The sequence below is a fragment of the Streptococcus jiangjianxini genome, from assembly GCF_040225085.1.
Classification (GTDB): domain Bacteria; phylum Bacillota; class Bacilli; order Lactobacillales; family Streptococcaceae; genus Streptococcus; species Streptococcus jiangjianxini.
In genome coordinates, this window is the sequence record NZ_JBEHGL010000007.1 from 12380 (window position 1) to 33644 (window position 21265).

At 39.4% G+C, this 21265-nt stretch carries 12 protein-coding genes; 8 read left to right on the forward strand and 4 right to left on the reverse strand.

Annotated elements, in window-relative coordinates; all coding sequences use genetic code 11:
* The first annotated feature begins 31 nt into the window (after positions 1 to 31).
* The 3 genes from ABP870_RS04165 to ABP870_RS04175 all read left to right on the forward strand — a co-directional run bounded on the left by ABP870_RS04165 (position 32) and on the right by ABP870_RS04175 (position 10216).
* Positions 32 to 5836 (forward strand): Rib/alpha-like domain-containing protein, encoded by a 5805-nt coding sequence (locus ABP870_RS04165; RefSeq protein ID WP_350014226.1) that lies wholly within the window; start codon positions 32 to 34, stop codon positions 5834 to 5836.
* A gap of 491 nt (positions 5837 to 6327) precedes the next feature.
* The gene (locus tag ABP870_RS04170; protein WP_405054637.1) at positions 6328 to 7254 is read left to right on the forward strand and encodes a metal ABC transporter solute-binding protein, Zn/Mn family; all 927 of its coding nucleotides are present in this window, start codon (positions 6328 to 6330) and stop codon (positions 7252 to 7254) included.
* A 13-nt stretch (positions 7255 to 7267) separates the two neighbouring features.
* A complete protein-coding gene (locus ABP870_RS04175) occupies positions 7268 to 10216 on the forward strand; it encodes a pneumococcal-type histidine triad protein (protein ID WP_350014227.1) in 2949 nt (982 codons plus the stop codon).
* Positions 10217 to 10855: 639 nt separating this feature from the next.
* On the opposite strand, the gene citC is transcribed toward ABP870_RS04175, so the two are convergent.
* On the reverse strand, positions 10856 to 11908 hold the full coding sequence (citC, locus tag ABP870_RS04180) for a [citrate (pro-3S)-lyase] ligase (RefSeq protein WP_350014228.1): 1053 nt from the start codon (positions 11906 to 11908) through the stop codon (positions 10856 to 10858).
* 170 nt (positions 11909 to 12078) lie between these two features.
* Here citC and ABP870_RS04185 point away from each other — a divergent pair, with 170 nt between their 5' ends.
* Both ABP870_RS04185 and add read left to right on the forward strand, forming a co-directional pair.
* On the forward strand, positions 12079 to 13146 hold the full coding sequence (locus ABP870_RS04185) for an AbrB family transcriptional regulator (RefSeq protein ID WP_350014281.1): 1068 nt from the start codon (positions 12079 to 12081) through the stop codon (positions 13144 to 13146).
* A gap of 289 nt (positions 13147 to 13435) precedes the next feature.
* Positions 13436 to 14449, forward strand: coding sequence for an adenosine deaminase (gene add / locus ABP870_RS04190; RefSeq protein ID WP_350014229.1), 1014 nt, complete (start codon positions 13436 to 13438; stop codon positions 14447 to 14449).
* A 484-nt stretch (positions 14450 to 14933) separates the two neighbouring features.
* On the opposite strand, the gene citG is transcribed toward add, so the two are convergent.
* Both citG and ABP870_RS04200 read right to left on the reverse strand, forming a co-directional pair.
* Entirely contained in the window at positions 14934 to 15821 is an 888-nt protein-coding gene (gene citG, locus ABP870_RS04195) for a triphosphoribosyl-dephospho-CoA synthase CitG (RefSeq protein WP_350014230.1), read from the reverse strand.
* The gene (locus ABP870_RS04200; protein ID WP_350014231.1) at positions 15814 to 16509 is read right to left on the reverse strand and encodes a GntR family transcriptional regulator; all 696 of its coding nucleotides are present in this window, start codon (positions 16507 to 16509) and stop codon (positions 15814 to 15816) included. The genes citG and ABP870_RS04200 overlap by 8 nt, the downstream gene beginning before the upstream one ends.
* 192 nt (positions 16510 to 16701) lie before the next feature.
* On the opposite strand from ABP870_RS04200, the gene ABP870_RS04205 reads away from it, so the two are divergent.
* The 3 genes from ABP870_RS04205 to ABP870_RS04215 are packed head-to-tail and all read left to right on the forward strand — an operon-like array spanning position 16702 to position 19373.
* Entirely contained in the window at positions 16702 to 17487 is a 786-nt protein-coding gene (locus ABP870_RS04205) for a TrmB family transcriptional regulator (RefSeq protein ID WP_350014232.1), read from the forward strand.
* Positions 17488 to 17499: 12 nt separating this feature from the next.
* The gene (locus ABP870_RS04210; RefSeq protein WP_062709393.1) at positions 17500 to 18360 is read left to right on the forward strand and encodes a sulfite exporter TauE/SafE family protein; all 861 of its coding nucleotides are present in this window, start codon (positions 17500 to 17502) and stop codon (positions 18358 to 18360) included.
* Between the two features lie 17 nt (positions 18361 to 18377).
* Positions 18378 to 19373 carry an ornithine cyclodeaminase family protein gene (locus ABP870_RS04215; RefSeq protein ID WP_350014233.1) on the forward strand — a complete coding sequence of 332 codons (996 nt, stop codon included), beginning with the start codon at positions 18378 to 18380 and terminating at the stop codon, positions 19371 to 19373.
* A gap of 238 nt (positions 19374 to 19611) precedes the next feature.
* Here the strand turns inward: ABP870_RS04215 and ABP870_RS04220 are convergent, their stop codons facing one another.
* Positions 19612 to 21015, reverse strand: a complete 1404-nt coding sequence (locus tag ABP870_RS04220) for a CitMHS family transporter (RefSeq protein ID WP_350014234.1) — start codon at positions 21013 to 21015, stop codon at positions 19612 to 19614.
* Positions 21016 to 21265 lie beyond the last annotated feature (250 nt).

The window sequence follows — 21265 nt, forward strand, 5'->3', positions numbered from 1 at the left end:
GTTCTTAAATTATTATACTTAGGAGGATTACATGCGTCGCAAACAATTTAATAAAGAATTCGACGAAGTCAATCGCAAAAGTCGTGTCAAAATGCACAAGTCCGGTAAGAGCTGGGTTAAGACAGTAATGTCACAACTAAGTCTTTTACGTGTGGCAGGCAAGGGAGCAAGTCAAACGGTTCGTATCAAGGATATTGATTCTATTCAAACGTCTAATATGACAGCCCTTAAAGCCTTGCTGGCCGCAGGAGCAATCGGTGGGGGCACGATGGTAGCTGATACCGTTGTTCAAGCAGCGGAAGAAACGCAAACAACAGAATCAGGTGAAGCATCTGAGTCTACTCTTGAGGAAGTTGTTGTTGTCGAAGGAAACGCAGTGGCAGAAGATGAGGCAGGGGTTGATGCGTCAGCATCTGAGTCGACTGAAGAAGCATCCCTTTCACTGTCTGAAAGTCTCAAAGAGAGTCTCTCGATTAGCCAGTCAGAAAGCGTAGCATCAGAATCAACGTCACTATCTGTATCAGCGTCAGAAGAAGCTGCAGCATCAGCATCAGAGGCATCAACTGCCGACTCATCATCAGCTGACAAAGCAGATTCATCAGCTTCAAAAACACCTGAGAGTGCATCAAAACTAGCAGGACAAGAAGAACCCGTAGCAGAAATTGAACCAAAGACAGAACCGGCAACTGAAAATCTGTTAGCTACTGAGGAAGACTCAACACCAGATTCAGAAGAAAAAGTAGTCACTAACGTGATCCCTAGCCCTAGCGCTTTGCTAGAACCAAATGCTGAAACACCTGAAGCTGCCAAAGCCTTGGCAGACACTGATTCTGTTGCTAAAGACGGCCTTGAAGCAGCGGCAACACCTTATGCTGGACGTGTTGGAGTGAGATCTGTTGATGATAGCACTCAAGGAACAGCTGTAGATGGATCAGCAGATGTTTCTAACGATGCTACAATCAAAACGGGTACTCGTGCTTTTGACAGTGATTTACAACAAGCGTCACAAGAAGGTGCGATTTATTCACCAGGTGAAAAAGGTCAAACACAAGGTTATGAAGGTAAAGCTTGGATTTACAGAGGCGGAAACATCAATAACTTTAACGCTAAAGATGCTGAGCCACTACCAAATACAAAAGTTTACTTACAATGGGTAGATGGTAAAGGATTTGTATCTCCAGTTTATTACACTACGACAAATCCAGATGGTTCTTACTACTTTAATCTTAAACAAAAATTAATTGATCAAACTGGTCAAGAACATCAATTCCGAACAGCAGGTGATGCTAAGTTCGCAGTAAGAACTTGGGTAGAAAATCCAGACCCATCAAAATACAACGTGATTAAACACGGTGACCAAAAATATGGTTTCCATACTCGTACAAACCGTACAAATGAATCATGGGACTTCACAGCAGGCATTAACCGTATCGTAAATGGTCAAGTACTTGTTCAGGAGATTCCACGTCAAAACGACTGGTTGATGAAACCTAAAGACCAATGGACAACAGCACCTCATTCAGATGGTATTTGGCCAAATGAAGGTAATTACGGCAAGGTTTCAGGTAAGGTTTGGTATGAAACAAACGACCCAGCTGGTTCAGACTCCCGTGCATGGAAAAAAGATTCATGGGATATTAGTGCAACAGGTGTTAAAGTTGTTGCTTCGTACGTAAATGATGATATCGCACGTCAATTCGATGCATGGAAAAAAGATCATAAAGGCTACACCACAGAAGATTTCAAAGCAGCACAAGAACAAATTGTCAAAGAATACCAAGCTAAACATGGTGTCGGTTCTCACATTGCAGAAACAGTTGTTGGTACCGTAGATTCAAAAGGTGACTATTATATTCCATTTAAAGGTTTATATGGTCAGAGTGCACAAAAGCAAGGTTCTAAAACTTCAGATGAACAATATGGTAAATTAGTTGAAGAAGCAGATGTTAATCATAGTTCATTAGCACAATGGAATGGTGGGCTCATCCCTAAAGTACACAGTCATATTAACTCTGATTACATGTATGTAAGTGCGCTTATTGATGATTATGCAATTTGGAGCAATAACTATCAAAGCAATATGTTTACAAGCGCACACACAGGAATTGATCTTTTCGATACGAAAATGTTACTAGGGAATAACGGATATGATCAAAACTTCATCGCATTAGCACCGCAACCAATTCATGATGTATTGGTATATGATTCTGAGAGGAACTTTGCCGTTCCTGGTGATACAGCAGAAACAAGAACTGGTGGATTGCTACCATCACGTGACTATCAAGTTCAATGGTTCAAAGATGGTCAGCCAGTTGGTGAAGCAGTTACAAAAACATCTAATGTAGATGGCACGCTTTCTTCAGTACCTTTTAAAGTTCCAGAAAACTTAGATAAGAATGCAACGTATACATCAGCAGTATTTTTACCAAACCAAAAAACAGATGATTTATATAGTGCGCTTGCTTTAGATTCATTCACAGCAGTTGTTGATGAAAACACGATCGCCGATAACGTTATCAATGAACCAGCCTATAAGGATACCACAGTAGAAGCAGGTAAAACAGCAACCGTATCGCCAACATTTACCGGCAAAGATGGTAAAACAATTGATATCACAAAAGTTCCATTAGTAGAAAATCCATTTGATATTGGTGAAGTAGGGGAGGATTTCCCTAAAGATGATGTAACCGTAAATCCGAAAACAGGTGAAATTGAATATAGCACAAATGATGGAGATGCCGGTAAAGAAATCACTGTACCTGTAGTTGTGACCTATGCTGATGGTACAACAGATACCGTTAATGCGAAATTCACCGTAACTGAAAAAGGTAAGAAACAAGCAGACCAATTCACTCCTGAATACCCATCTACAGATGCAACACCAGGAACAGAAGTAGCATCAGAAAAACCAAGCTTCAAAGATGAAAAAGGCACTCCAACTGAAGCGCCATCAGGCACAAAATATGAGTTAGGTAAGGATGCCCCGGCAGGAGCTAAAGTTGATCCAGATACAGGGGTTGTGACATACACACCAGCTGATGGAGATACAAACACAACAGTTTCAGTACCAGTTGTAGTAACATATCCAGATCAGACTACAGATGAAGTAACAGCGTCATTTAAGGTTGGTGAGAAAACAGAAGAAGGTAAAACGCAAGCTGACGAGTTTGAACCAAAAGTAACTCCTGAGGTAGTTGAACAAGGTGGAACAGTAGACTTAACCGACAATCTTGACTCTATTACAGATAAATCTGGAAATCCAGTAGATATCAGTGTGGGAATAAAAGATGTGACACCAGAAGGGTCAATCGATACAAACAAACCTGGGAAATACACGGGTAAAGTAGAAATTACATATCCTGATAAATCAACGGAAATAGTAGATGTACCAGTGACGGTTACAGAAAAAGGTAAGACACAAGCAGACCAATTCACTCCTGAATATCCATCTACAGATGCAACGCCAGGAACAGAAGTAAGTTCGACACCAATTTTCAAAGATGGAAATGATTCGCGAGTAGAAGTACCGGCCGATACCAAATTTGAACTAGGAGAAGATGCCCCAGACGGTGCGAAAGTAGATCCTAAGACTGGTGTAGTCACCTTCACGCCAACGGATGATCAAGCTGATAAAAACATTACTGTGCCAGTTAAAGTGACTTATAAAGACGGTTCAACTGAGACGGTTGAGTCAAAATTTGTGGTAGGACCTAAGACTGTAGATAGTACTGATGATTCCTTGTCAGCTTCAGCTTCTCAATCAGACAATGAGTCAATGTCAATCTCAGCTTCTGAATCAACAAGTGCTGCAGATTCAGCATCAATCCGCAAGTCAACTGATTTGTCAGAATCAATCTCTGCGTCGTTATCAGATTCAGTATCAACGTCAAACTCAACTGTTTCAGATAGCATGAGTGCAAGTGATTCAGTATCTGTTTCAAAAGTGGTTTCTGATTCCGTTTCAAATTCTGTTTCAACCTCAGATAGCTTCTCAACAAGCCTATCAGCTCTTGTTTCAGAATCACAACTAGATGCTTCAAGTTCAGAGTCATTGTCACAATCATTGTCAGAGTTCAACTCAGCATCTGCAAGTGCTTCAGTATCTGAATCAAACCGCTTGAGCGAGTCAACATCAGCATCAACGTCAGCACGTGATAGCTTAAGTACCTCAGCTTCAGAGTCTAAGTCAGCATCAACAAGCGCTTCAGATTCTAAGTCATTGTCAGTTGCAGCGTCAGAATCAATGTCAGATTCAGTCCGTGACAGCCAATCAGCAAGTGCTTCAGCTTCTAAGCTAGCTTCTGAATCAGCATCAACGTCATTATCAAACAACTCAAACGTTGATAGTGACAGCTTGTCAGTAAGTGCCTCAACACGTGATTCACTCTCAAATGCAGTAAAAGACTCAGCATCAATGAGTGCCTCAACACGTGATAAAGAGTCAGCTTCTGTCTCAACATCAGAATCAGACTCACGTTCAATGAACGCGTCACTTTCAGCATCAGCATCAACAAGCTTGAGTGCGTCATTGTCAACCGTTGTCTCAGAGTCAGCTTTATTGTCAGATTCAACATCAGCTTCAATCTCAGGATTGAACAGTGTGTCTGTATCAGCGTCAAGCTCAATGAGTGCTAGCCAATCAGTATCAGCTGCTGCTTCACAATCAGCTTCAGCTTCTGAATCAGATTCACGCTCAATGTCAATCTCAGCTTCTGAATCAACAAGTGCTGCCAATTCAGCATCAATCCGCAAGTCAACTGATTTGTCAGAATCAATCTCTGCCTCATTGTCAGATTCAGTATCAACGTCAAACTCAACTGTTTCAGATAGTATGAGTGCAAGTGATTCAGTATCTGTTTCAAAAGTGGTTTCAGATTCCGTTTCAAATTCTGTTTCAGCCTCAGATAGCTTCTCAGCAAGCCTATCAGCTCTTGTTTCAGAATCACAACTAGATGCTTCAAGTTCAGAGTCATTGTCACAATCATTGTCAGAGTTCAACTCAGCATCTGCAAGTGCTTCAGTATCTGAATCAAACCGCTTGAGCGAGTCAACATCAGCATCAACGTCAGCACGTGATAGCTTAAGTACCTCAGCTTCAGAGTCTAAGTCAGCATCAACAAGCGCTTCAGATTCTAAGTCATTGTCAGTTGCAGCGTCAGAATCAATGTCAGATTCAGTCCGTGACAGCCAATCAGCAAGTGCGTCAATGTCAGCGTCAGAATCACTTTCAGCTTCATTGTCATTATCAAACAACTCAAACGTTGATAGCGACAGCTTGTCACTAAGTGCTTCAACGCGTGATTCATTATCAAGCTCAGTAAGTTCTTCAGTATCAATGAGTGATTCAGCTCGTGATAAAGAGTCAGCTTCAGTGTCAGCGTCAGACTCAATGTCACGTTCAATGAATGCGTCACTTTCAGATTCAGCTTCAACAAGCTTGAGTGCGTCATTGTCAACCGTTGCCTCAGATTCAGCTTCATTGTCAGATTCAACATCAGCCTCAATCTCAGGATTGAACAGTGTGTCTGTATCAGCGTCAAGCTCAATGAGTGCTAGCCAATCAGCAAGTGCTTCAATGTCAACAAGTGTATCAAGCTCAATGAGTATGAGTCTATCAACTTCGACAAGTACATCAATGTCAATGAGTACTTCAAGCAGTTTGAGTGCTTCAATGAGCGTGAGCGCAAGTGCCTCAGCGAGTCAATCTGATTCAGCATCAGAGTCAGCTAAGACACTTCCAAACACTGGTGAAGAAACCAACAATGGTCTTTTAGCAGGTATCGGACTTCTTCTCGGAGCAGGTCTCGTTGCTAAACGTAAAAAAGATCAAAAATAATTAGTATTTCATTCACAATATAGTGGAGAATTAGACTCTCTAAAATTGTGATTAGAAAAACTGATAGTTGACTTTAGAACAACTGTTCTAAAAGATACCAAAAAGCAAGGGAATGAATTCTCTTGCTTTTTTGATTTTCTGAAGTGTCAGAGTATAGTCAAATGAATTAGCTTTCAGACAAGGAACAGAAAGACGCAGACAGTACTCGTTTACGGCAAGTCTAAAGTGAAGATGTATCAAAGTTAATTCAAAAGACTATAGAGGGTTCCATATGACTTATGAATGGTTTGATTAAGTCATATGGCTTTTTTGATACTGAAAAATCTGTCTTTGTTACAGAGATATTCATCGGTCAGCAAAAAAGAGGCTATCAAGATTTAAAAAAAAAGATTGACAAACCTTTTTTTAAACCATATAATTAACTAGTTAAGTTTATAGTTAACTGGTTAAATATAATAGCAGTTACTGATTTTTTGGAAAGGAGTTTTATATTGAAGAAAAAGCCTTTAGGTCTCGGGTTGCTTATCATCTGTTGCCTATCTTTAGTTTGTCTTTTTGGGTGTCACTCTAAGAAGCAAAGTCATGATAAAGGGGTACGTATTGTAACCAGTTTTTATCCCATCTATGCCATGACAAAATATGTCTCGGGAGACTTGAATGATGTTCGAATGATTCGTTCAAGTGCAGGCATTCACAGTTTTGAACCATCACCAAATGATGTTGCGGCTATCTATCAAGCTGATTTATTTGTTTACCATTCTCATACTCTAGAGAGTTGGGCTGGTGATTTAGATGCCAATAGTCATCACTCTGATGTGAAAGTGCTAGAAGCTGGTAAAACCTTAAAATTGCAAAGAGTGGCTGGTTTAGAAGATCTTAAAGTAGACAAGGGGATCGATCCTGCAACTCTGTCTGACCCTCATACATGGTCAGATCCTTTACTTGCTGCTGACGAGGCAGATGTTATTGCCGCTAAATTAAGTCAAGTTGATCCTGAGCACAAAGCCATTTATCAAAAAAATGCTAGCCGCTTTCGTAAGGAGGCTAACAAGATTTATAAAGACTACAAGAAAAAGTTTAAAAGCGTTTCATCGCGTACCTTTGTGACGCAACACACAGCCTTTTCGTATGTGGCTAAGCGTTTTGGATTAACTCAGTTAGGAATTGCTGGGATTAGCCCTGAACAAGAACCAACAGCACGGCAATTGAAGGAAACAAGAGATTTTATCAATACTTATAAGGTTAAGACGATTTTTGTTGAATCAAATGTATCTCCTAAGATTGCCCAGACAGTTGCAAAATCAACTGGTGCTAAGCTAAAAATGCTTAGTCCCCTGGAAGCTGATCCTAAAAATAATCGTACTTACCTTGATAATGTTAAGGCAAATTTAGACATTCTTTATCAAGAATTGAAATAAACAGGAGGTTAATATGAAACAGAAACAAGTGCTGACTGCTGCTGCGGCCATTGCTTTATTGGCAAGTGTATCTAGTTATCAACTAGGGCGGTATCAAGCTGAGCAAAAACACGATAATCAGGTTGCTTATGTTAATGACTCTAAAGCAAACAAGAACAAGATAGCTAAACACAAAGGTGACAAGTCCCCAGAACAGATCAGTAATGAAGAAGGCATCACAGCTGAACAAATCGTAGTAAAAATCACGGATAAAGGCTATGTTACCTCACATGGTGACCATTATCATTACTACAATGGTAAAGTTCCTTATAATGCTTTAATTAGCGAAGAGTTGATGATGAAAGATCCTAATTATGTTTTTAGTGAATCAGACGTTGTCAATGAAGTTAAAGACGGCTACATCATTAAAGTAAATGGAAAGTATTACCTCTATCTTAAAGAAGGTAGCAAGCGAACCAATCTTCGTACCAAGGAACAAATTGCCCAACAAGTCGAAAAAGGGACTTTAGAAGCTAAACAACAGGGCAAGCAAGGTCGTCATTCATCCTCAAATGCTGGATCTCCTGAGAAGGCAAAAGCGATCAAAGCAGCGAAGAAGGATGGTCGTTATACGACTGATGATGGCTACATTTTCAGTCCGACAGATGTCGTAGAAGATACTGGCGATGCCTTTATTGTGCCTCATGGGAATCATTTCCACTATATTCCTAAAGCAGACTTATCAGCAGGCGAATTATCTGCAGCGCAGTCTTACTGGAATAAGAAATCAGGAAAATCAAATAGCAATCATAGTTCCAAAACAACTATTTCAGCCGCAGCACCTGCTCACAAGGCTAAGCAGAAAGCTCCAAGTTATCATAGCGATCACCAGGCGGTTGCCCCTTCGGCATCAGCCAAGCCAAATACTTCCCAGATTGCTAAGCCAAATGCTGGGACGACTGTTTCAAAACCAAACATTACAACGTCTGAAAAGCCAGATTCAGCAGTGAAAGAATCAGTCTTGGACAAGATTTTAAAACGTCTCTATGCCCAGTCATTATCTGAAAGACATGTGGAAAGTGATGGGTTGGTTTATGATCCAGCTAAGATTACAAGTTTTACTAAGACAGGCGTTTCTGTTCCACATGGCAACCATTTTCACTTTATCCATTATAAAGACATGTCTCCTTTGGAACTAGAAACGACGAAGCAAGTTGCTATCTATCATGGGATCACCATTGAAGGATTAACTGATAAAAAAGAGGATCCTAAAACTAGTTCACGACCAACAAGCCCTAAGAAAGAAGACATAGCACCATCAACAAGTGCTAAGAAAGAGGACACAAGACCATCAACGAGTCCTAAGAAAGAGGACACAAGACCATCAACGAGTCCTAAGAAAGAAGACACAAGACCATCAACGAGTGCTAAGAAAGAGGACACAAGACCATCAACGAGTCCTAAGAAAGAGGACACAGCACCATCAACGAGTCCTAAGAAAGAAGACACAGCACCATCGACAAGTGCTAAGAAAGAAGACACAGTACCATCGACAAGTGCTAAGAAAGAGGACACAGCACCATCAACAAGTGCTAAGAAAGATGATACAACTTCTCAAAGTTCGAAACCGAATCCATCAAAAACAGATAGCACCAAACCTACTAAGCCAATCGTTTCAGCCGAAGAGGAAGGCCATCATGTTACACCTAAAGAGGAACGTAAGGGCAAACCAAATAGCCAGATTGTTTACAGTCCAGAAGAAATAGCAGCAGCCAAAGCAGCAGGAAAATACACAACTTCTGATGGTTACATTTTTGATGCTAAAGACATTAAGGAAGATGCTGGTAGTGGTTATGTGATTCCTCATATGACACATGAGCATTGGGTTCCTAAAAAAGATCTTTCTAAAGAAGAATTAAAAGCTGCAGAAGACTTCCTTGCTTCTAAAGAAGAGTCAGGCGCTTCAGAAGAAGTAAGTAAGGGTAGAAAAGCAAAAGATATTTATGAAGCCATTGAACCTAAAGCGATTGTTGATCCAGATGATTTGATTTATGGAATCGCTCAAGCAACACAATATCGTGATGGGACCTTTGTTATTCCTCATAAAAATCATTATCATTATGTCAAGTTAGATTGGTTCGATGAAGATCCGGATATTCTAAAAGATTTCGATAAGACTTATAGCCTTGAAGATTACCTGGCAACGGCTAAATACTACATGATGCACCCTGAAAAGCGTCCAAAAGTGAAAGAATGGGGGAATGACGCCCAAATTGCCAAGGATGCTGATAAAGCTGATAAAAAAGAAACGCCTAAGAAGTCAGATAAACAAGAAAGTAAGAAAGAAGTCCAAAAACTGGCACATGAACTCTTTGAAGAAGCAACTCCTAAAAAAATTGTGCCATTAGATCAAATTAGGGCTCATATGGCCTATGCTGTTGGTTACGAGAATAAATACCTGATTGTTCCACACCTTGATCATTATCACAATGTGCCATTGCATTGGTTTGACGGTGGAAATGGTTGGGAAGCTCCAGAAGGTTACAGCTTGTCTGATCTCTTTTCAACGATAAAATACTATATGCAACATAGGGATGAGCTTCCAAAAGAAGATGGTTGGGGAGACGATAGCGATCACGGTAAAACAGATACAAGTGAAAACGATGTTACAACAACTGAAACTGAAACTAAGACCAACGAGCAAGAAACGACTGACCAATCAAGTTCTGAAACTGATGCTAACGCGGAAGCAGAAGACGATAGTGAAGATCTAGATGAATTTGACTTGGCTCTACGTCAAAATGCGCAACAGTACGGGATGGATCCTGACACTTTCGAGGATAAACTTCTAAAAATTGCGCTTAAATATGGCGTCAGCATGGAAAACTTCGCATATCCTGGTAATTCAGTGGTTCAGTTGACCAAATCAGATGGTAGCACTGTTCGGGTTAACATTCAGACACTTGAAGAAATCGCGTCTTAATCTTTTCTTATAATAGACGAATTTCCAAACAATTACTGGTTTTTAACGACCGAAGCACAATGATTTCAATCTTTGAGTTATCAATAGTGAAATCATTGTGCTTTTTTGCTGTGGTCACGAGGCTTAAGAGTTTGTTTTTAGACTTGATCTATCCTTTCGTCACATAGCCTTATACGTATCGAAGGGGTGTATGTTTTCAAAAAAATTCAAACGATAGGTAGAGTACCTATTTTCTACTCTTAGTCATACCGAGAGAGCGGCTTCATCTTTGGTTAGCGCTTAATGCTACTAAAGTTATGATTCCATCATTTCAGTTGAAAAGCCGAATGTCTTTGATGACTGAATTAGCGGCTTCTTATTGGAAGATAATATCAGGCAGTTGGCGAGCATTGCTAAGACAAAGTTTTGACGCTTCTTATCAGAATCAGTCTTATGAGACTCTTATACTAATTCAAAATCAAAAATAGGGGAGATCCAGTCTCTGTGTACAATCGACTGTAGTTGGGAAGGAATGAGTTATTTTGTTATAACATTATGATGCCTCTTTTTATGAATTTTGATAAGTAATAGTATACACAGCAAACAGCTTCATCATCCTTGGAGGAGATTTCCCCGCAAGAGGTATGATGAAGCTGTTTTTTAGTGATGCACGACATTATCTGCTTTTTTGATCTTATCAATAATTGCTTTGGCTTGGTCGGATTGAAAAAAGTCAAGCGTTGTTTTAGGAACAAGTGTTTCTAGTAGTTGCCAATTGTCTTCTTTGATGGCTAAGCGAGCCGTTGAAGCACTGATGAATTGCTCTTGATTACTTGTCATTTTTCGCGGTACAACAACAAGCTCAATCTGATGTTGTTTTAGTTGCTGCGCCATGGTGTCATTGTAGATAGCAGTAACTTGACTACTTGGTTCTTCCCCAACGTAGCGTTTCGTAATGCCTAATTGTTTAGCAATGTTTAAAAAGATCTGGGTATCTAACAAGGCTTGGCTTTCAATCACTTGACTTTCTTCTTTTTGAAAATAACTTGGAAAAGTGGCTTGGCTAATCAGATAAGGCCCAGTTTCGTGGAAAATAATGTTGTTCAAATGTGACAATCCAGATATGATGAGCTTTTGACGAACTGAGGAAGGAACAAGACTCTTATCCTCGCTAACCATAAAAAGATGGACTATATCGTTTTCTGCAGCAGCTTTTTCCACCAGATATTGATGACCGAGTGTAAAGGGATTAGCATTAATAACAAGAGCGGCTATCTTATCAGAATGTTCCGTAGGTCTCTCCAAAGAGGATAGATAATCTTGGAATCCTGTTTTTTTATTTTCTAAAAAGCTAATCTTATCATCAATGCGGACAATTTCAGTGAAACCTAAATCTTTGAGGAATTTGCTTGAGCAAGTTTTGGTATAGACGAAAAGATGGAAATTGCCAATCGCATATTCTTCCGCAATCAGATGGCTTACGATACTGTTGAGTAAGCCTTCACCTTGATAATCACTGGAAACACAAAGACAACGCAGGCTGTTACCAAAATAAGAACCTGTTGCGATGACGTGATTATCGTCATTAAAAATAGCGCAGGTATAGTCTAGGTTTTGATCGAGACGAATATTTTCTTTTCTCAAAAGGTCTTCTACCTTAGCCATATTGGCAATGTCAAAGGGAAAAACTCTAGAAATCTTATGATTGACCATTTGTTCTCCTAACCTTTCAGATCATTTTTCTCCATTATAACACTTCAAATGCTGGAACTTTTCCAGTGTAAAAGGAAAGAACAATAGAAAGACAATTGGCGACGCAAAAATAGAAGTCACAACAACTGAAAGGTGATAAAATAAGAGGAACAATTTAGAAAGAAGATCGTATAATGATTGTGCTTATAACTCTTTTTATTGGCTTATTAGGAGGTTTTCTTGGGAAAATGCTGCGCTTTCCAGCACCCTTTATGCTAGGCAGTATGCTTTCAGTAGCCATTTTTTCGATTCTATATGGTGATATAGAACTTTCTTCTAGCTTTAAAATTCTTGCACAGATTGTCAGTGGTGCTTATATTGGGCAAAATATTACCAAAAGTGACCTTAAACGCTTGCCTAAACTTAGCCCATTGATTATTACCCTCATGTTTATCTTTACGCTTAATATGCTTATAGTGGGATTTAGTTTGATGGTGATTTTTAAATTTGATGCCGCAACTGCCCTCTTGAGTTGTCTTCCCGGTGGCATTATGGACGTGTCCTTGATGAGTATTGACATGGGTGCAGAGCCTGATGTTGTAGCTACTCTTCAAACGGCTCGCTTCGTTGGCATTATGCTCATTTTGCCAGCATGGGTTTCTTATTGGACAAATCGAATTGGCGATAAGACAGGTTCTTTGAATAGGCGTGCACCGGAAATAGGCGCTATTAAAAAAGAAAGAGAGATAGTGAAACCACGTTTTTGGCACAATGATGGTTTGATTTTGGTCGTATCAACGCTTGGCGGGCTGTTTGGTCTCTGGTCAGGCTTACCGGTGGGAGCCTTAATTGGTTCTGTCCTTGTATCGTCAGCCTTGAAAATGGCTCGAAATACCAAACAATTACCCAGAAACTATCGCTTCGCTGCGCAAGTGTTTGCAGGATCGCTTATCGGAACAAGTTTTTCACATGATAGCCTTCTTCACATGCGTACCCTTATCATTCCTATTTTGTTACTTTTAGGAAGTTACTTAGTCATCAATGTTTTCTTTGGGAAGTGGATAGCTAAGACAGGTCTGCTAGATGTGCAGTCGGCACTCTTTGCCTCCTCACCAGCAGGTGCAACAGACATATCGCTCTTGGCTGGTGATTTAGGCGGAGATATGCCCAAGATTGCAACCATTCAAATTTGCCGCACCCTTTATACGGTAATAATCATGCCTTTAATTGTTAAACTCATCCTTAATATCATGATGTAAAAGAATGAATTGACTATGGCTGTGAGATGAAGTTTTTTGCTTTTTGATGGTTATCTTAATCTGTTTAATGAATTAGAAGATCTGCAGTATTTATAGTATATTGATTTTGGTTAAATATTAGAAATATATAATTTTAGTTAAATCGAAAGAGTCAATAGGACGGTCCTTATAGTTTTTTATAGGTGATGAACAAGTTATCTTAATCCATACTAATTCTTACTTGTTTTTTATTGAAATTTAATTTAAAAATGGTATGATAGAAAAAAATAAACAAATATAGAGGTGACAAATGAAGGACAACATTCTCCACACATTAGCGAAAACAGAACTTCATTGCCATTTAGATGGTTCTTTATCTCTGGGGACCATTCGACAGTTGGCAAAGATGGCACAGATTTCTTTGCCTCCTCATGATGAGGAGTTAAGGGCACTAGTGACAGCACCAAAGCAGACGGAATCTCTACTGGATTACCTGACTGTGTTTGATTTTATTCGTCCCTTACTCCAGACTAAGGAAGCGCTCCGGCTAGCTGCCTATGATGTGGCAGCTCAAGCGGCACAAGAGAATGTCCTTTATATGGAGATTCGCTTTGCCCCTGAGCTGTCTAGGGATCAAGGGTTAACTGCCTTAGAGACTGTTGAAGCAGTTTTGGAAGGTATCAAAGAAGCGGAAGCAGAGTTTGGAATTGTTGCTAAAGTCTTGGTCTGTGGCTTGAAACAAAGCCCACCCGAACAGACACGGGCAATCTTTAAAGAAGTTGCAAACCTAGCCCGAGAGGGTTTGGCGGGATTTGACTTTGCAGGAAATGAAGCAGATTTTCCGACACAGGCACTGGAAGAAGCGATTAAGGAGACGCAATCACTTGGTTTGCCCCTAACGTTTCACGCAGGAGAATGTGGTTGTGTCGCCAATGTCTCTCATGCTATGCAACTTGGTATTTCTCGGATTGGTCATGGCACAGCCCTTTTGAAAGATCGTAAAACAATGGAAGCCCTTGTCCAATCTGGTACGACGGTTGAGATGTGTTTGACCAGTAACTTGCAGACAAGAGCAGCTCAAACACTGGCAGATTTCCCTTATCAAGCCCTCTATGACCTAGGCGCCAATATCACGATTAACACGGATAATCGCACGGTATCAGACACCAATTTGACTAAGGAATATGGTCTGTTTGTTGAGCATTTTAACACCAGCAAGACTGACTTTTATCATTTTAACCAGAACGCTATTAGGGCCAGCTTCACAACAAAAGAAGAAAAAGATAAACTCCTGAAAAAATTGGCCCAAGCCTACCAAGACTAAATCAGTTTAGCAGAACATCACGAGAAGATAAAATCGTGATGTTTTTGGAGATGATGGGCATATCGCTCATCTGATACTCAATGACTATCAACAGTAGGCCAGACGAACCCAATGCAGATAGAACTACAGTTAATTGGATCAAGTCAACAACGGCTGTTGTGATTTTTGAAGAGCATTAGCAAGTCTTTATTATATGAGCTCTATGAAGTTGGTAAAACTAAAAAACGAACAAGATAGCTTTTTCTGTTAACCAGAATGCTGTTGTGTTCGTTTTTTATGTTTTTATCAGGGCTTTGCTTCTAGACAATATTGGGGAAAGTGGTGCACAGGGCAATGCCATCAATGAGACCTTGGTTGGGCTGGTTCATAGCTCTAGAACAAGCTACCGGTCCAGAATAGCAGTTTTGATTTTTTGAGACATACCGTCAAAAGCCCTATCATTTCTGCAGTGGGGTAACTTACAGCAAAAATGATAGGGCTATTTTTAGATAAGTTCTTCAAGAAAAGCAAAGAGAAGTGTAAGGGCAAGGAGGTCAGCAGAACCACCGGGGCTTAGATGACGGCTAACTAGGATGCTATTGTAGTCTGACATAGCATTATTCAAAGATGTGCCAGACAAATTCTGTTTAAGAAGTTGCGCAGCTTCTTTTTTAACCTTTTGCCATGCTTCAATCCCTCCTCGATGGATAAGATTGCCGTCTTCAACAAAAGTCATGAGATATAGTAGCAGTTTCAATTGAACTTCTTCTTTTGGTCCTCTTTGCTTCATCTCATGCCTTAAAAAAGGAAGGGCTTTTCTTATCACGGTTGGAAAACCTGCACTAGCCTCTCCACGAGGACCTGTTATGCCATAGTCTAGATAGAGTCTTTCACCATAGCTTAGATGTTTTTTAGTTGCTAAATTTTTTAAATCCATGGCTAAAATTTCTGAACAAAGTTCAGTAGTGACTTGGCAGATAGCAAGGCTATCTTCTGGAGAAAAGCGATAATCTTCGTCTAGACTTATCTTATTTTGAGCTAGCCATCTGCCTGTTGCTCCTAAGATAACAGCTAACGAAAAATTAACCCCTTTATGAGTATTTATGCCCTTTGTTACTATAAACATAGCTTTTTCAGCTGCAATCCCAGTTTGCCTTAGTTGTTGAAAGGCTTTTTGAGGTGATTGGTCGACGGTATCAAAACCTATGGTCAAATAGGATTCAAAAAAGGGTGCCAGAGAAAGAGCGCTATCTATGAAGGTTTGAAAAGTCATGTCGTCATGGGCACCATTGTCAAAACGATCCACCAAACCTGGTTTTGGGCTAAGGGAAACTTCGTATAGTAGTGATTTGAGAGCAGCGTGACTAATGTTATCGATGAGTTTTCTAGTCATTTGGGTGAGCATCCATCTCTTGTAGGATAAAGGTTAGCGAACGGTCGAGGTGCTGGTGCGTTATTTCCGTAACTTTTTCAGCATTTTGGTCTTTCATATGATGATAAATGTCCCAGTGTTCACTCAAAGCTAGTTGACGACGTTCCGTGGATGAGATCGAAATTTCTCTAAAGTAGGTCAGGTAGGTTTGGAGTTCACTGACAATTTCTCTTAAGCGGACCATGCGACTTTTTTCGTAAATACAGTTGTTAAATTGGTTGAAATTGTCTAAAATCTGCTCAACATCGCCATCAATGATAAAGGTTTCGCATTCTGTTAAGATAGCCTTCATATCATCAAAATCATCTGAGGACATTTTCTTCATTGCTGTTATGCTAGCCAAGGTATCTAAAGACTTACGAATTTCAAAAATTTCCATAGCGTCTTCAATACTGACTCCTTTAACGATAATCCCTTTTTTGGGGATGTGCTCGACCAATTTTTCTTCTAAAAGTTGTGCTAACGCATAGCGGATGGGTGTTCGACTGATGTTTAACTCAAGTGAGAATTCTTTTTCATTGATCCTACTTCCAGCTGGAATTTCGCGTAGAATAATAGTCTTTCGTAAGGCTTCATAAAAGAGCTGCTTCAAAGGAAGATTTTGATTGAGATCTAAATTTGCTTTAACAGATTCAATAATTGGGTTCATAAAGTATCCTTTCTATGTCTTTTATTATAGCGAAAATCTACAAAAGAGTGTGTATTTTTGACAAGTGAGAGTTCAATAGTAACGGTCATTTTTAAAGAAAGTTAAAAAAATCACAAAAATCATTGACTTAAAACGATTTCAAAATTATAATAGTTACTGTAAGTAGCTACTACATTATTAAAAGGAGTCCATATGTTGGTACAAAAAATGAAACAGTTCGGTTATACAGAATCTGAAACCAATATTTACCTTAGTTTAATTGAACATGGCTTGATGACTGGATATGAAGTTAGCAAAAAATCCGGTGTTCCAAGGTCTAAAGTATACAATTACTTAGAAATATTGGTTAAAAAGGGAGCCGTTCTAGTTAATAAAAGTGAACCTAAAATGTACTCAGCTTTATCGCCAGAGGAGTTTGTGGGAATGTTAAAACACTCAACCCTTAGCGACATTGAATACTTAGATGAACACTTGTCAGATATTAGAAGAAAAGAAGCAGATACGCTTTTGTGGCAATTGGAAAGTAAAGAGTCCGTTTTACTAAAAATGCTGTACATGATTAAGCATGCACAATCGAGTCTTTACATTCAAATATGGGATGATACACTTACGCCATCTATCACAAAGGCTTTGCAAGAAGCGGAATCGCGTTTAGATGACTTCGTCTGTATTTTATTTAGTGCAAGTGGGCGTTACAACTTACCCTTCAAACGTTTTTATCAGCATGGTTTTGAAGATGAAAAGCGTAAAGACATGGGTGGTCGTTGGGTGAATTTAGTCTGTGACGATGATATTATTTTATTTGGAACGCTGGATGACCACTGCGATGTCATCTGGACTCACAATGTTGCCATGCGTCTGCTAGCTAAAGAGTACATCAAGCATGATGCTTATACCTTGAAAATCATTCAAGAACATGGCGTTGATTTGCGCAACGATTATGGTGAAAACTTTGAGGGGATTCGCGATATTTATTAGTGGAGTTACCCTATGTTATTTAAAAATATATTATTATTACTTGTTGTTATTGTAAATGCTTATTTCACTGTTATTTTAATAGCAGATTTATTAAAGCATAGACATGAGGTCATGGCTGAGGAAGCCAGCACGTTGGCTTTACCATTTAGTAGTGCGATAATGTTCTTCTTATCAACTATTGGTATTTCAGATTTTGCAATTAGTACCAGTTTATATCCTAAATTGAACTGGACTAGCGTTAAAAAATTACCTGGAACTTTAAATACACAATGTACTATACCAGTTGCTATTATGGCATTAGCCTATATTACTAATATTAAAGTCGGTATTATAACCCTTGTGACATGTATTATCAGCCAGATGATTGGTTCTTATTTTGGAGCGAAATTAGCTGTTAAGCTACCGGCAGATAAGTTAAAAATTTCAATTGGTATTGGTATGATTGTTGCAGCTCTTATAATCTTTGGTGGAAAATTTGGGCTCTTGCCTGGAGGTGGAACAGCAACAGAATTAACTGGTATTAAACTTGTGATAGCTGCTGTTGCGTTGGCAATTTTTGGTGCCTTAAATAACATTGGTATTGGTTCATATGCGCTCACAATGATTACTGTGTATTTGTTAGGTTTGAATCCGGCAGTTGCTTTTCCAATTATGATGGGTTCTGCCACTTTTTCAGTACCGGTAGGCAGTGTGCAATTTGTTAAATCAGGTGAATATAGCCGAAAAATTACCTTGTTTACCTCAACATTTGGCGTGATGGGTGTACTTTGTGCTGTTTTTATTGTTACACAGCTAAATACTGAACTATTACAATGGTTTGTAGCATTTATACTCCTGTATAGTGCTTATGGTATGCTAAAGGAAAAAGTCTAAGAAAGGAGAATCTAAATATGCTTATTTTAACAAAACGAGATATTCAAGAATGCTTCTCAATGAAGGATGCTATTTTAGCAGCCAAAGAAGCTTCTCAGCTTTACTCTTCTGGAAAGGCGGTTGTGCCACTTCGTACCAATTTGGATGTTAAGCATTTTCAAGGTCAAAGTTTGTATATGCCAGCTGTTACCGAAGGAAATCAGAATGCTCTTGGTGTCAAAATTGTATCGGTGTATCCTAATAATATTGAAAAAGGATTGCCATCGGTGCCTGCTACCATGGTAGCTCTGGATCCAGAGACAGGTATTGTTTCTGCTATTTTGGATGGAACTTATCTGACGCAATTGCGTACAGCAGCTATTCAGGGAGCTGCAACAGAGGAGCTTGCTAATCCGGATGCAAAAATTGGTGGTCTTATTGGTACTGGTGGTCAAGGTTATCAGCAAGCTATCGCTATGATGACGGCACGTCAATTAGAAATACTAAACGTTTTTGATATTGATTTTGAACGTGCAAAAGCTTTTGCTGATAAACTCGGTCGAGATATGAAAGGGGTATTTGGAACTGCTATTGTTGCTGTTAAAACAGCAGAAGAAGCTGTTCAAGATGCTGACGTAGTGACGACCGTAACAACATCTAAAGTAAACACTTTCCAAGCGGATTGGATTAAAGAAGGGGCACATGTCAATGGCATCGGTGCTTATACGCCTGAGATGTTAGAATTGCCAATGGATTTATTAGTTAAGGCGAATGCAGTTGTGTTTGATACTAATGATGGTGTATTAGCTGAAGCAGGAGATATTCAAGCTCCTATAAAAACAGGGTTATTAACTGAAAGCGACTACACTGGTGAACTCGGTCAACTGTTATTGGGTCATATCAAGGGTAGAGAATCAGGTAAGGATATTACGGTATTTAAGAGTGTAGGTTCCGCAGTTCTTGATATTGTGACGGCACAGCTGATTGTTGAAAAAGCAAAAGAAAAAGGCATTGGAACAGCTTTTCAATTTTAATGTAATACCTAGTAAGGTTTTAAATGAGCTGATGCTCTTCAAAAATCAAAAGTAGACGTCCTTGACTTGGTGAGCGTCAGTTCCATCTGTTTTGATGTCACCTAGTCTGCTTTTGATTGTCATTGAGTATGAAATAGTGATGGTTACTTGTTATTTTATATCATAGATTACTTATCAACGAAATTATTGTAAAAAGGATTGGACAATACTCCAATCCTTTTTAGTTCTTAGTTCCTGTTTACTGTGGTAGGTAAACTGGCATACGTCCCATCAAGACAACGGTTATGATGAAAATGATGAAGATGACAAATGCATATTTTGCTGAGGTTTTTTGCCATTCTCCCATATCCAATCCTGTTAAGCGAAGAAGAAGGTAAATGAAGGCAACGAGTGGGCTGAGCAAGTGGAAGGCTTGTCCCATAAGGGAAGCAAGTGCCATTGCCATGTTATCAAATCCATATTGCGCACCAGCTTGAGCTAAGACTGGCATGATACCGTAGTAGAAGCCGTCGTTTGAGAGGAAGAAAGTACCTGGTGCAGAGATGAGGGCGATGATGATTCCCCAGAATCCAGCGAGTTGTTTAGGAATGATGGTCGCAAAACTTTGAGCAAGTGCACCAGCCATACCTGAGCCTTGGAAGAGCCCCATGAAGACACCAGCAGCAAAGACCAAGATAACTACTTGAACGGCATTGTCGGCATTGTCACCGATACGTTTGGATTGGTCTTTTAATTTTGGATAGTTAAACATAAGAGCAATACATGTTCCCACTGCGAAAAGAAGAAGTGGTTCAACTTTAATGGCATCAACGAATGATCCAGCAACCAACCAAGCGATTAAAATAATCGTTAAGATACCGTTGAAAAGGAAATTTTGTGGACGACGAATAGCAATTGTATCTGGGTCTGTAATGTCTGTTAATTTACGGACCTCAGCTTCTGATAATTCCTTAACACCAAGGCGTTTACGCTCTTTTTTACCCATGCTACGTGCAACGATGAAGATGACATAAAGAACTGAAAGTATCATACCGGGAGCTAGGTAACCAAGGATTTCGGCACCAACGCCAAGTACAGACATGGCACGTGCTGTTGGTCCGCCCCAAGGAAGCAGATTCATAATAGTATTTTGAAGGATAATCAAAACCCCAAGGTTCATGACATTCATGTTGAGTTTTTTGTAGATGGGTAAGAAAGCTGATACAACGATAAGAGTCGTTGTCGTTCCATCGCCATTAAGGGAAACAGCAGCCGATACAATGGCTGTCGCCATCAAGACTTTCATCGGGTCGCCCTTAGCGAAGCGAATCATTTTCTCAGTGATTGGATCAAAAAGACCAGCATCAAGCATGATGGAGAAGTATAAAATAGCAAACAGGAGCATAATACCTGTTTTAGCAGTGCCGTTGATGCCGTACATAACCATCGGACCGACAGCAGTTAAGTTGTTTGCAAGTTTATTGTCTCCTAAGAATTCTGCGAAACTGGCATCTAAACCAAAGTCAGCAGCACCAGTATAGATAGCGATTATTGTAAAAACTAACGGAACAATAACCAGGGATGTCAGAGGTGACATTTTTTTCTTCATGACCACAAACATGAAGACGATAATCATAGCATAGGCTAATATGGTAAGAAGCATAGTTTTTCTCCTTAAATTTATAATTATTATATTTAGCTAATATATAACAAAATGATTTTACACCCCAAGTATAATTGAAAGCGTTTATTTTTTAAAGACCAATGGACGATAAAAAACACAAAAAGAACATTCTGAAAAGGATGTTGTTAAGATTTGGAAACGTTTTTCAAAAAAACACAAAAAAGCCACTCATATCAAAAAACATGTTATATAATAATTTTAGAAGGGTTAAGAAACGATGTTTTTTAAC